The organism is Pseudomonas sp. LBUM1676 (assembly GCF_059695605.1).
In genome coordinates, this window is the sequence record NZ_CP166777.1 from 2329540 (window position 1) to 2342921 (window position 13382).

Annotated in this window: 11 protein-coding genes; 5 read left to right on the top strand and 6 right to left on the bottom strand. The window is 61.6% G+C overall.

The window, feature by feature from the left end; translation table 11 throughout:
* The first annotated feature begins 68 nt into the window (after positions 1-68).
* Both ACA041_RS10910 and ACA041_RS10915 read left to right on the top strand, forming a co-directional pair.
* The gene (locus tag ACA041_RS10910; protein ID WP_497441102.1) at positions 69-1811 is read left to right on the top strand and encodes an FAD-binding protein; all 1743 of its coding nucleotides are present in this window, start codon (positions 69-71) and stop codon (positions 1809-1811) included.
* The gene (locus ACA041_RS10915) at positions 1808-2686 is read left to right on the top strand and encodes an SDR family NAD(P)-dependent oxidoreductase (protein ID WP_497441103.1); all 879 of its coding nucleotides are present in this window, start codon (positions 1808-1810) and stop codon (positions 2684-2686) included. Before ACA041_RS10910 ends, ACA041_RS10915 begins: the two co-directional genes overlap by 4 nt.
* Before the next feature lie 130 nt (positions 2687-2816).
* Here the strand turns inward: ACA041_RS10915 and ACA041_RS10920 are convergent, their stop codons facing one another.
* From ACA041_RS10920 to ACA041_RS10945, 6 genes are all read right to left on the bottom strand, one after another.
* Positions 2817-4391 carry a FadD3 family acyl-CoA ligase gene (locus ACA041_RS10920; RefSeq protein ID WP_497441104.1) on the bottom strand — a complete coding sequence of 525 codons (1575 nt, stop codon included), beginning with the start codon at positions 4389-4391 and terminating at the stop codon, positions 2817-2819.
* A gap of 71 nt (positions 4392-4462) precedes the next feature.
* Positions 4463-5209: an SDR family NAD(P)-dependent oxidoreductase gene (locus ACA041_RS10925; RefSeq protein WP_497441105.1), complete on the bottom strand. Its 747-nt coding sequence runs from the start codon at positions 5207-5209 to the stop codon at positions 4463-4465.
* Positions 5210-5417: 208 nt separating this feature from the next.
* Entirely contained in the window at positions 5418-6506 is a 1089-nt protein-coding gene (locus ACA041_RS10930) for a 2Fe-2S iron-sulfur cluster-binding protein (protein WP_497441106.1), read from the bottom strand.
* A 13-nt stretch (positions 6507-6519) separates the two neighbouring features.
* A complete protein-coding gene (locus ACA041_RS10935) occupies positions 6520-7275 on the bottom strand; it encodes a glucose 1-dehydrogenase (RefSeq protein ID WP_497441107.1) in 756 nt (251 codons plus the stop codon).
* Positions 7263-8942, bottom strand: a complete 1680-nt coding sequence (locus ACA041_RS10940) for an FAD-binding protein (protein ID WP_497441108.1) — start codon at positions 8940-8942, stop codon at positions 7263-7265. The genes ACA041_RS10935 and ACA041_RS10940 overlap by 13 nt, the downstream gene beginning before the upstream one ends.
* Before the next feature lie 9 nt (positions 8943-8951).
* Positions 8952-9467, bottom strand: coding sequence for a flavin reductase family protein (locus ACA041_RS10945; protein ID WP_497441109.1), 516 nt, complete (start codon positions 9465-9467; stop codon positions 8952-8954).
* Positions 9468-9818: 351 nt separating this feature from the next.
* Here ACA041_RS10945 and ACA041_RS10950 point away from each other — a divergent pair, with 351 nt between their 5' ends.
* From ACA041_RS10950 to ACA041_RS10960, 3 genes are all read left to right on the top strand, one after another.
* Complete coding sequence (locus tag ACA041_RS10950) at positions 9819-11003, top strand: acyl-CoA dehydrogenase family protein (RefSeq protein WP_497441110.1); 1185 nt, start codon at positions 9819-9821, stop codon at positions 11001-11003.
* Positions 11004-11113: 110 nt separating this feature from the next.
* Positions 11114-12235 carry an LLM class flavin-dependent oxidoreductase gene (locus ACA041_RS10955; protein WP_497441111.1) on the top strand — a complete coding sequence of 374 codons (1122 nt, stop codon included), beginning with the start codon at positions 11114-11116 and terminating at the stop codon, positions 12233-12235.
* A 250-nt stretch (positions 12236-12485) separates the two neighbouring features.
* Entirely contained in the window at positions 12486-13382 is an 897-nt protein-coding gene (locus ACA041_RS10960; protein ID WP_497441112.1) for a VOC family protein, read from the top strand.

Sequence of the window (13382 nt, forward strand, 5' to 3'; positions counted from 1 at the left end):
GACCGACTGCACCGGACGAAGATCTGGCGGCGGTTTCTGCCTGATGGGCGCTGAGCAAGGGTGATCGCATGAAAACTGCCGAGATCAAATGGGATGAGTGCTGCGATGTACTGGTGATTGGCTCCGGTGCAGGGGGCATGACCGCTGCATTGCGCGCCCACGATCTGGGGCTCAATGCCTTGTTGATCGAGAAGAGCGGCGAATACGGCGGCACCTCGGCGGTGTCCGGCGGCGGCATCTGGATACCGGACAACCACCGGATCAAAGCCCTGGGCGGCAGTGATTCAGCGGAAGAAGCGATCGCCTATATCCGTGCGGTGACCCATGGCGAGATCGATGACGGGCGAATCGAAGCCTATGTCGAACACGGTCGCGAGATGGTCGAATACCTTGAACAACAGACCCGCGTGCGTTTCGAGGCGCAGCCTCGCTATGCCGATTACTACCCGGAAGTCGAAGGCGGAAAACCGGGTTATCGATCCATGGACCCGCAACCGTTTGACGCCGCCGAACTGGGTGAGGAATTTCTGCGCATGCGTGCGCCATCCCCCGGAACACTGATGATGGGACGCATGGCGATGACCATGAAAGAGGCGCAGGTTTTGCTGTGCCGGGGGCCCGGCTGGTTGCGGCTGACCCTGCGGGTGATGTGGCGATATTGGCGTGATCGCGAAGGGCGGCGGTTGTCGCGCCGCGACCGCTTCCTGACCTTGGGTAATGCCTTGATCGGCGCCTTGCGCTGTTCGTTGCAGGACCGCGGCAAGTCTCTGTGGCTGAACTGTGCGCTGGAAGAACTGATGATCGTTGGCGATCGGGTGGGCGGTGCTCGCGTCTGTCGCGATGGGCAGTTACTCAACGTCAAGGCGCGCTACGGCGTGATCATTGCCGCCGGTGGTTTCGAGCGTAATCAGGCAATGCGTACGCAGTATCTGCCGCAGCCGACGCTGGCCGGCTGGAGTGCCACACCGCCACACAATACCGGCGACGGCATCCGCGCCGGTCAGGCGATTGGCGCGCGCACCGCGTTGATGGATCACAGTTGGTGGGCGCCGACCACCCATGTCCAGGGAGAAGAAAAGCAGCGCGCACTGTTTGTCGAACGGACCTTGCCGGGCTGCGTGCTGGTCGATTCTGCCGGCGAGCGTTTCGTCAACGAAGCGGCACCCTATACCGACATCGTTTACGCGATGTACGCCAACAATCGCGAAGGCGCAACGAGCGTGCCGTGCTGGATGGTGTTCGACGCCGAGTTCCGTCGCAAGTACCCCTGCGGCGCGTTGTTGCCGGGTTATGCCCAGCGCGATTGGCAGTTGCCCGTGCACTTGCGCGAGTACTTTCACAAGGCGATGAGTTTGGAGGAGCTGGCAGAAAAAATCGGCATCGATGGGGCTGGACTGATCCGCACCGTGCAACGTTTCAACGGCATGGCCGTGCAGGGTGTCGACGAAGATTTCCATAAAGGTGAATCGCTGTTTGATCGCTACTACGGCGATCCGAATGTGCAGCCCAATCCTTGCCTGGCGCCGTTGCTAAAAGGTCCGTTTTACGCCGTGCGCATCGACGCCGGGGACATCGGTACCAAAGGAGGTTTGCTGACGGATATTCACGCTCGCGTGTTGCATGAGGACGGGCAACCCATCAACGGCCTGTATGCCATTGGCAACAGCGCTGCATCGATGATGGGCCGCACCTATCCGGGTGCCGGTTCGACCATCGGCCCGGCAATGACCTTCGGTTACCTGGCGGCCAATCACATTAAGTGCCAGAGCCAGACCAGCTCGGCCAAAAGCGTGATCGGGAGCGTCGAATGAACAACCAACGCGAGCAGGTAGCTGTCGTGACGGGCGCCAGTCGCGGGGTCGGTCAGGGGATTGCCCTGGCGCTTGGCGCTGCGGGCATGACCGTGTTTGTCACCGGACGCGCCCCGGAGCAGGGAGGATCGAACTTATACGGTCATGCGTTGCGCGGCTCGCTGGAGAACACGGCTGCGGCGATAACTGCTGCGGGTGGGCGCGGTATCGCGGTGGTTTGTGATCATGCCGAGGATGATCAGGTTAAGGCCCTGTTCGCTCGGGTCGAAAACGAATGTGGGCACCTGGATCTGCTGGTGAACAATGCCGCGTTTATCCATGACCAATTGATCGAACCGGGACCTTTCTGGGAGAAACCGCTGGACCTGATGCGCATCCTCGACGTCGGCCTGCGTTCGGCATATACCGCCAGCTACTTTGCTGCGCCGTTGTTGCTGCGCAGCGGTCGAGGGTTGATCTGTTTCACCTCGTCATTCGGTGCCGGGTGTTACATGCATGGGCCGGCGTACGGCGCGCAAAAGGCGGGAATCGATAAGTTCGCGGCCGATATGGCGATCGATTTCGAGGGGCAGGGTGTGGCGGCGTTATCGCTTTGGCTCGGCCCGCAACTGACCGAGCGTACCCGGATTGCCGGCGAGCAGCACGGTGAGCAATACAAGGCATTTCTGGCGGATGCCGAAACCCCGCAATTCAACGGCCAGGTGATTCACGCATTGCTCAATGACCAGCAGTTGATGACGTTCTCCGGGCAGACATTAATCACCGCCGAAATAGCCGCCGGTTACGGCATCAGCGAAGCCGGCGGCCGCCAGCCACCTTCCCACCGCGCCATGCTCGGCGACCCGCGCCAGCAGCATCCGGCACGGGTGATCTAGTCCACATTCGGCAGGTCAAACACAAAACCCTGTGGGAGCGAGCTTGCTCGCGATCAGGCCATTACATTCAACATCTATTTTGAATGTCAGACCGCTATCGCGAGCAAGCTCGCTCCCACAGGGATTGCGTTTAATTGACTGGCTGCAATGCCCACTCGCGTAACACATTCTTGGTCACTTTGCCCGCTGCGTTGAGCGGCATACTCTCAAGCACTCGCACCCGGCGCGGGACTTTGTAGTTGGCCATCTGCTCGCGGCACCAGGCGAGGAGTCGGGCGTGCTCGATCTCGATGCCTGGAGCCGGCAGCAAGAAAGCCATGGCGACTTCACCCAGGCGTTCGTCGGGGATGCCAATGACCGCGGCCTGGGCCACGCCCGGATAGGTCAGCAAGCATTGCTCGATTTCCGCCGGGTACACATTGAAGCCCCCGGTGATGAACATGTCCTTGAGGCGATCGGTGATGCGCAAATAGCCCTGTTCATCCAGCACGCCGATGTCCCCGGTATTCAGCCAACCGTCGGCGTCAACAATCTCCTGGCTGGCCTGTGGATCATTGAAATAGCCCTGCATCAGGTTATAGCCGCGGATCTGGATTTCACCGGGGACATTGGCTGGATGACTGTAACCGGTGTTGCCGACACAGCGGACTTCCACACCTGGCATCGCCCGACCGCTGGTGTTGGCGACCAGTTCCGCGCTGTCGTCGGACCGGCAGATCGTCGCAAAGCCGCAGACTTCGGTGAGGCCATAGGCGGTGACGATGGTGGCAAAACCCAGTTCGTCGCGCATGCGGTGGATCATCTCCACCGGAATCGCCGCCGCACCAGTCACCGCGACCCGCAACGAGGTCAAATCGAAATCGTGGTGCTGCGGATGGGCCAGCAACGACTGATACAACGTCGGCGGCCCCGGCAGCACGGTGATGCGCTCGCGCTGGACGCATTCGAGTACCGCCTGCACATCGAACACCTGCTGCGGCAGGATCGTGCAACCACGCATCAGCGCCGCCAGCCACCCGGCCTTGTAGCCGAAGGAATGGAAGAATGGATTGACGATCAAGTAGCGATCACCTTCGCGCAAACCGACGATATCGCTCCAGTCACGCACGATTCGCAGGTTTTGTCCGTGGCTGGTCATCACTCCTTTGGGCTTGCCGGTAGTGCCCGAGGTGAACAACAGGTCGGACAGCGCTTGAGGGCCAACGGACTGTTCGCGGGTGCGCAGGACCAGTCGCGGCACCTCAATTGCCAGGTCGAGAAAATCTTCCCAACCCAGCGAGCCGGTGCCGCGCAAGGTGACGATCTGGCGTAGCGCCGGCAGTTCTTCAGACGCCAGCATGCGCGGGTAATCGGCACCAAGAAATTCACCGATGGCAAACAGCACGCAGGCCCCGCTTTGGCGCAGGATAAAACCAGCTTCGCTGCCCTTCATGCGGGTGTTGAGCGGCACCAGCGCGGCACCGACGCTTTGCAACGCGCCAGCGGCGACGATCCATTCCCACACATTTGGAGCCCAGATTGCCACCCGATCCCCGAACTGCACGTCCAGCGCCAGCAGTGCGCGGGCGGCTTGGCGGCGCAGCTGGTCGAGTTCTCGGTAGCTGATCGAGCGCCCGTCATCCTCGATGGCCGGGCGGTCGCCGTAGGCTTGGGCAGCGTTGGCGAACAGTTGGGCGATGGTCAGTGCGTTTGCGACAGGCGGCATGGGGCCTCCTCGGCTAGAGGACAAGTGCGAAAAGGGGATGGGCCGGGCAGGGCGCCCGGCGTGATGCAGGTTTACGCGGCGGGCGGGGCGAAGCGGCGGCCGGCGGAGAAACCACCGTCCACGGCGATCATTTGGCCGCTGACAAAGGACGCTTCGTCCGAGGCCAGGAACAGCGCGACGTTGGCCACTTCTTCCGGTTGCCCGGAGCGATTGAGCATATGTTGCGAGGCGAAGAACGCATGAAAGGCTTCCTGCTCGCGGACCATGCTGGTCATCGGCGTTTCGATCAGGCCGGGGCACAAGCCGTTGACGCGGATATTGGCGTAGCCGTAGTCGATAGCCATCGAGCGCGTCAGCTGGTTGATACCCCCCTTGGAGACGTTATAGGCCACGTTGCCGTCGCAGCCTTGCAGGCCGAAGATCGAGCCGACATTGATGATCGAGCCGCTGCGTTGCGACACCATCGATTCGAGCGCGTATTTGCTGGTGAGCATGCTGCCCGTCAGGTTGATGTCCATCACCCGTTGCCAGTTGGCGGTGGTGGTCTGGGTCACGCTGCCCTGGTCGGCGACGCCGGCCGCGTTGACCAGCACGTCGATGCGCCCGAAGTGGCCGATGACTTCTTGCATGACTTGCTGGACCTGTGCTTCATCGCGCACATCGAGGGTCATGAACAGGCCAGGGAAATCTTCCGGTGCGGTGCCGATGTCCAGCCCCACCACTTGCGCGCCTTCAGCGGCGAAGCGGCGCACACAGGCCAGGCCGATACCCGAAGCGCCGCCGGTTACCACCGCGACCTTGTTCTGCAAACGAGCCATAACTGCACCTCTTTTATTGTTGTGGGCTAATGCTGTGGCCGAGTCTAACTGCAGACCCGGCCCGAGTGATCGTCCAATGAGACTAAGGCGACAATGCCTCCACAGTTCAACTGTGGGAGCGAGCCTGCTCGCGAATGCGGTGTGTCAGTCAACTTCCATGCTGAATGTGCCGGCCTCCTCGCGAGCAGCCTCGCTCCCACAATGAGCATCAATCAGGGAATTTCAGGCGTACCCTTGCCCCGGTCGGGCGGCTCTGGCACGCCAGCGTCCAGCCCTCGGCCAACTCCTTGGCGCTCAGCACATCGTTGCGCGCCAGTTGCGTTTCACCTTCCTGCACCACGCACATGCAAGCCCCGCAAAACCCTTCTTCGCAGGAGGAGGGCACGTCCAGGCCGGCCGCCTTGCAGCTTTGCAGCAAGGTGTCACCGGGGCGGCAGGCAATCTCGTGGTGCTGGCCGTCAAGTTCGACGATCAATGCCTCGCACGGCGAGTCGAGCGCCGCAGCCTGGGCCAGGGTTGCTTCGGCCAGCAGTTCGTCGGGGTCGGGTGGTGAGACAAAGCGTTCGACGTGGATGCGCTCGGCGGGTTCGCCCAATTGCAGCAGCGTACGCTCCACGGTGTCCATGAACGGTCCCGGCCCGCAGATGAAGTAATCACCACCAGCCGAACCGCGCAGCAGGTGCCGCACTTGGGCATCGGTGAGGTAACCCTGCACCGAGTCCAGTACGTGAACCACGTGCAGTTGATCAGGATGCGCCTTGATCAACTGATGCAGCTCATCCTTGAAAATCACTGAAGCTTCATCGCGGTTGGCGTAGATCAATTTGATCGGCCGCTGACTGCTGTGCAGCACCGATTTGAGAATGGAAAACACCGGGGTGATTCCCGAACCACCACCGAACAAAACTAAGGGTCTCGCATCGATATCCGGCTGATGCGCGTCCAGGACGAAATGTCCGGCTGGCGGCAGCACCTCCAGCCAGTCACCGACCTGCACCTCGTTCATCCAGTTCGACACCCGGCCGCCCTCGACCCGTTTGACCGTGACCTTGGGCAGTGCATCCGCGTGCGGCGAGCTGGCCATGGAATAGCAGCGGGTCAACAGCTTGCCGGCGCAGGGCACGCGAAAAGTCAGGAACTGGCCCGGTTTGTAGCGAAAGCGCTCACGCAAGGTTGGCGGTATATCCAGCACCAGCGAGCGCGCATCAAAGGTCTCGTCGATCACCGCGCACACTTGCAATGAAACGCTTGCCGTCGTCGGTTCGGCCGGTGTCAGGTTCTGCTGTTGCGTGCCCATGTTCACCTCGGTCTCAGAGCGCGCTGATCAATTGGGCGTTGTCGACGCGGACCTCGGCGCCGTTGACGAAACGCGATTCGTCGGTGGCGAGGAACAGCACTACGTTGGCAATGTCCCGAGGCGCGCACATGCGGTTCATCGGGTCTTGATCGAGTGCTTCCTGGGGGATCGGCTGGCCGCCGGTCAACGCCTGGGTCATCGGCGTGTTGACGCCGTCCGGGTGCACGCTGTTGCAGCGGATGCGGTAGCCCTGCTGTTTGCAATGCAGGGCGATGGAGCGGGTCATCGCCGCTACTGCGCCTTTGGAAGCCGAGTAGGCACAGAACATCGGCATGGCACCGAGGGCCGCCACCGACGACATGTTGATGATCGAGCCACCGCCGGTTTCTTTCATGGCCTGGATCGCATACTTGCAGCCCAGGAAGTAACCGTCGCCATTGATCTTCTGCACCCTCTGCCATAGTTCCAGGGTGGTGTCTTCGATGCTGCCCAAGGCCAGGATCGCTGCGTTGTTCACCAGCACGTCGAGACGGCCGAAGTGTTCCAGGGTGGTTTTGATCACTTGTTGCCAGTCACTTTCACTGGCGATGTCGTGACGAATGAACAACGCGTTGCTGCCGATTTCGGCGGCGACCTGACGGCCGGCTTCTTCGTTGAGATCGGTCAATACGACCTTGGCGCCTTCGCGGGCCAGCAGCAGGGCGTCTTCGCGACCGATGCCGCTGGCGGCGCCGGTAATGATGCAGACTTTGCCTTCTACACGTTGCATTGTTGTTCTCCTGAGCGTGGGGTTTTTAGTACGACCTGGTCGGCCACATGGGCAGCGGCACGGCGACCGGAATAGATGCAGTCGGCCAGCGACAGGCCGGAGACATACAGGTTTGAGGCGACCCCGACGGCATTGCGGCCGGCGCTGTACAGACCGCGGATTGGCTGACCGGCGTGGTCCAGCACCTGGCCGCTGCGCTCGCAGACCTTCAGCCCGCCGAGGGTGATGACCGGGCAGGGGAACAGGCGGCTGGCGAAGGACAGGTCGAGGGCGTACCAAGGTCCTTGGCCCATGTTGGCGAGCATGGCCTGCGACTTGCCAAAGGCATCAGCGACTTCACCCCGCGCTGCGCGACTGTAGGTTTCCACGCTCTGTTGCAGGGCCTCGGCAGGCAACCCGCAACGCTTTGCCAGATCTGCGAGGCTGTTGCTGCGCCGGGCATTGAACAGTAAATTGAGCAGCACCGGCAGGCGCTGGAATTGCCAGACTTTGCCCGGGCCGACCTGACGTAATGCTTCGCGTACCAACGCCCGATTGAGAATCAGAATGGCGCGGCCGTTTTGCTCTTCGACCATCGCGTGGCCGAGGGTCGCACCGTAGATTTCTTCGTTGGTGTAACGCTGACCCAGAGCATTGACGATCAGCCCTCGGGCCCAGGCCAGCGGTGGATTGATAAAACGCCAGGCGCTGATCTTGTCCATCCGCGCCACGCTGCCGCCGGCGCTCTGGCCCAGGGCGATGCCGCTGCCGTTGCAACCGGTGGTGCCCAGTGGCAAACCGGCCAGATATTGCGGCGCATGCTGGCGGACCAGCCCGCGATTGAAGATAAAACCACCGCTGCTGAGCAACACACCCTGTTCGGCGCGGATCAGCTGGCGTTCGGCACTGGTTTGTTCGATGCGTCGCAAGCGAGCGCGCAATCGGTCGGCCAATGCCGGGGCGTACATATGAATAGCGCTGGCCCAGCGCGAAAGGCGGGCATGTTGACGGGCTGCGGGACTACCGGGCGGCAGGTGCCAGGCTTCGACTCCGAGCACGTGATCACTGGCATCGAGCACCAGGCGCCTGACTTCGCACTGGCTGCGCAGCTGTGCACCGTGACGCAAGGCGCTGGCCTTGAGCGCGGCGAAAAGGCTGGCGCCAGACATGCCGGGACCTTTGGTGCGGTGACCGCGAGGAGCAGGTTTGGCGCTGGCGGCATAGGCCGGGACGGCTTCGTTGCCGGAGTAATAGAGGTAGTACTGGTCGCTGGGGTACGAGGTTTTATGCGGCGGCACGCGGGATTCGAACGCTACACCCTGACGCTCAAGCCAGGCCAGTTGCTCGCAACTGCCGGCGCAGAAGTCTTTTAGCGTTTGGCTGCTGACGGCTTCACCGACTTCCCGGCGAAGGTAATTGAACATGGCCTCGTCAGTATCCTCGTAGCCTGCCTGACGCTGATACGGCGTGCCGCCGCCGGCATACACCACTCCGCCACTGAGCGCGGTGGCGCCGCCTCCTTCAAAGCGGTCCAGCGCCAGTACCGTCAATCCGCGACTGGCTGCTTCGATGGCGGCACAGGCGCCGGCGCCGCCAAAACCGACCACCAGCAAGTCGCAGCGATCATCCCAGTTCAGCTGGTCGGCGCTGCTCACTCTCAACGCCGTCAACCCTTGTTGGCCTTCCATGTTCGGGCCTCAGCCGGCGACAGCGAAGGTGGTTGAGGGTTTTGCGGTGGTGGTGTAGCTGCCGTCGAGGTAGACCAGCGGGGTGATCGAGTCGCTGGTGTGAATCTGCAGGATGCGCCCGATGAAGACGGTGTGGGTGCCGTAGCTGAAGTGGCCGTCCTGGCGGCAGAGGATTGCCGACTGGGCGTCACCCAGATAGGGAATGCCGCCGGCGCTGGTCAGCCAGTTGCCTCGGTCGAATCGTGCCTCGCCTTTGATTGCGCCGCTGCACAGATGTGCCAGGTCTTGTTGTTCGACGCCGAGGATGTTGACGCAGAAATCTGCACCTGTGGCCAACGCTGCGTGGGGGGAGGCGGTTTTGTTGATGCAGATGAGTAGCGAAGGGGGTTCGGTGCTGAGGGAATCGACTGCCGTGGCGGCCATGGCGAAACGCTCGGAGCCGTTGCTGGTGGTGATTATGGTGACTGACTTGGCCAGGCGGCGCATGGCCTGGAGCATGTCGGCTTTGAGATTGACGTTGTTCATCGCACTGGCCCTTTTGTTGTGCATGGAGTGCGGTGGATTCTTGCTCTGACGCCCCGCTGGAACATCGTCCGAGGGGACTAGTTGGGCAAGGATGATCGTTCCCACGCTCTGCGTGGTAACGCCTCCATGGACGCGCAGCAATCACTGTGACGCGGAGCGTCACGGGCTGCATTCCCACGCGGAGCGTGGGATCGATCACCCGCGTACTTCAGGCACATGGTCCGTTTGAGGGATGTCCCCCGCCGCGCGCATTGCTTGAATGCCGCAGTGGAGGCGAGCACCACCGGTGCCGCATCCACCCCGCTGCACGCGCGCCCCGGCGGATGGGGTGAACAGAGGAGAACAATAAAAATGCTCAACCAAGACCTGATTCGCCAGCGTCTGAGCCAACGTGCCCGCGAAATGGTGCCGATCCTGCGTGAACGCGCCCTGAACGCCGCGCAAGCCGGCCAGCTGCCTGAAGCAACGCTGAAGAATTTCCACGACGCCGGCTTCTTTCGCATCCTCCAACCATCGCGCTGGGAAGGCTACGAACTCGAACCCAAGGATTTCTTCGACGTGCAGATGATCCTCGCCGAGGGCTGCATGTCCTCGGCGTGGGTATTGGGCGTGGTAGCGATCCACAACTGGCAATTGGCGCTGTTCGATGACCGCGCCGCGCAGGATGTCTGGGGCGCTGACTCCAGCGTGTTGATCTCTTCTTCCTATATGCCGGTGGGCAAGGTCGAGCGGGTCGAGGGTGGTTTCAAGCTGAGCGGACGCTGGGGCTTTTCTTCGGGGAGCAAGCATTGCGACTGGGTGTTCCTCGGTGCGCTGGTGCCACCGGAAGAAGCCGGTGGAGCGCCGGATTACCGGACCTTCCTGCTACCGCGCAGCGACTATCAGATTCTCGACAACTGGAATGTCATGGGCTTGGAGGCCACCGGTTCCCACGACATTCTGGTGGAGAACGCTTTCGTGCCGGAGTACCGCACTCACCGGGCCTTCGACGGTTTCATGCAGGACAGTCCGGGCAATGCGGTAAACACCGCGCCGTTGTTCCGCCTGCCATTCGGGCAGATATTTGTGCGCGCGGTGTCGTCCTCGGCCATTGGTGCCCTGCAAGGTGCGGTCGATCAATTTGTCGAGCACAACCGCGCGCGGGTCGGGGTCAATGACGGTCGCAAGATGGTCCAGGACCCGGCCGCGCAGTCTGCACTGGCCAACGCCATGGTCTGTGTCGACGAGTGCAAGACCGTGCTGTTTCGCAACTTCGCCCTGATGCTGCAACGGGCGCAAAGCGCGGAACCGTTGAGCATGCCGGAGCGGGTGAAGATGCGTTACGACTCTGCGCTGGTGGCCGACAAGTGCGCCAAAGCCGTTGCCGACCTGATGTTCAACAGCGGCGCCTCGACCATCTTCCGCAGCCACGCGATCAACCGGGCATTCCGCGACATTCACACCGGTCGCGCCCACGTTGCCAACAACCCGGCCAAGTACGCCTGGAATCTTGGTGGCGTCAGCATGGGCTCGGACAGCAACGACTTTTTCCTCTGACTCAGCTAGTCCGTTTGCGTGATTCGAGCGCCCCTTTGATGCCCGAGCATGGGGCAAGGCGCAGGTCTCAGGCGCCGACTGCGCATCCAGATAAACACAAGGATCAATCCATGAAGTTTTCACTGATTTACGAAGCCCAGACGGTGGACTCCAGCCGCGAAGGCGACCGCAAGATTTTCGAAGACACCGTCGAGCAGGCGGTGCTGGCCGACAAGCTCGGCTTCGACACCTTCTGGTGCGTGGAGCACACGGCGCTGAGCAACTACTCGCACATGTCCGCACCGGAAACCATGCTGGCTTTTGTCGCCGGTAAAACCGAACGCATCGGCATTGGCCACGGTGTGGTCTGCCTGCCACCCGCGATGAACCACCCGGTGAAAGTCGCGGAACGCATTGCCACCCTCGATTTGCTGTCCAAGGGCCGGGTGCACTTCGGTGTCGGCAAGGGCGGCACCCAGCAAGAGGCCGGCACCTTTGGCTACGACCTGGCCACGTTGCAGCCGCAGATCGACGAGATGATGTACCTGATTCCGAAAATGTTCGTGCAAGACGAAATCGAGCATAACGGCGACTTTGTGCAGATCCCCAAACGACCGATCCATCCCAAGCCTTATCAGGACCCGCACCCGCCGATGTACCTGGCCTGCACCAACACCGAATCGCTGAAAAATGCCGGCGGTCGCGGCATGGGCGCCCTGGTGCTGGGCTTCGGTGGCCCGGAAGAAATCGCCAAGAAGGTCGAGGTTTACCACGAGGCCTGGGACAACCGCGACGAGAAGAAACAGGTGGGCTTCCGTCCTAACCGTCACATCGCCGCGCTGTGCCCTGCCATCGTTCTGGATGACAACGAAGAGGCACGCCGCATCGGCATTCGTGGCCAGCGTTATTTCATGGAATCGTTGGGTTACTGGTACGGCGGTGGCGAGCGCCCGGACCCGGAGAAGTGGAAAGACGACACCTTCGTCGATGGTAATGGCCAGAGCGTGATCAAGTCGCGCTTCGCGTCCGAAGAAGTCAGCGTTGATTTTTCCGACCCGACCATGGCGATGATGAATCCCAACCACGCCTACGGCACCGTCGAGGATTGCATCGACTACGTACAGCGGTTGATCGATGCCGGCGCCGACGAAATCCTGTTCATCTGCCAGATGGGCACGGTGCCGCAGTGGGCGCAGCTGGAGACCTTGCGCAACATTGGCGAAAAAGTGATTCCACATTTCCGCGAGGCTTGAGACACGCCACTTAGGCATCTAAATCCCCATCCCCCCTGTGGGAGCGAGCTTGCTCGCGATAGCGCTTCTGCATCAACTTCAATGTTGACTGTTATGGCCCCATCGCGAGCAAGCTCGCTCCCACAGTTTTTTCCGCTAGTCCCATTGGACGATGTTGCCCCTCCCCGAACCCGTTTGAATAGCCCTACATAAAGTCTCCCCCGGCCACCGCCGGGGGTGGCTCGACCTGAGTAAAACGAGGAGTGCATCCATGGATATACGTGGTCTGGGTTACGTCACCCTGTTATCCAGTGACCTGGCGCAATGGCGTCACTACGCAAGCCAGGTGCTGGGCATGATGGTTGCCGGCAGCGCTGACGATGAGCGCCTGTACTTGAAAATGGACGAGCGCCATTACCGCATTCTGGTGCAGAAAAGCGCCGAGAACGGTTTCGGCGCCTGCGGCTGGGAAGTGGCGGGCAAAGCCGCACTCGAACAGGCGATCAGCGATCTGCAGCAGGCCGATGTGCAAGTCACCCGCGGTACAGCGGCTGAAGCCGAGCTGCGTAAAGTCCAGGAACTGGTGTACTTCAGCGACCCGGATGGCAATCGTCACGAACTGTTCTGGGGCCCGTTGCAGGATTTCGCCCGTTTCGTCTCGCCGGTCGGGGTCAAGGATTTCGTCACCAACGAATTGGGCATGGGCCACGTGGTCCTGCCTGCGCCGAGCTTCGAGCGTTGCCGGGATTTCTACGAGCAGGTCCTTGGTTTTGGCCTGTCCGATCTGATGAAAGTCCGCTTCACTGCGGACCCTGCCGAGCCGCAAAAACGCATTCACTTTCTGCACTGCAACAACGGCCGGCACCACTCGCTGGCGATTTTCGAGTGCCCGATGCCCCACGGCTGCGTACACATGATGGTCGAGGTCGGCGCGCTGGACGAAGTTGGTCGAGCCCTGGACCGGGTGCACGCCAATGGCGTGAAACTCTCGGCCACCCTCGGCCAGCACACCAACGACCAGATGATCTCGTTCTACATCAAGACGCCGTCCGGGTTTGATCTGGAATACGGCTGTGATGGCCTGGTGGTCGACTGGAATCGCCACACACCGTTCGAAAGCACCGTGGTCAGCCACTGGGGCCACGACTTCAGTGTCGGTCGCCCATGA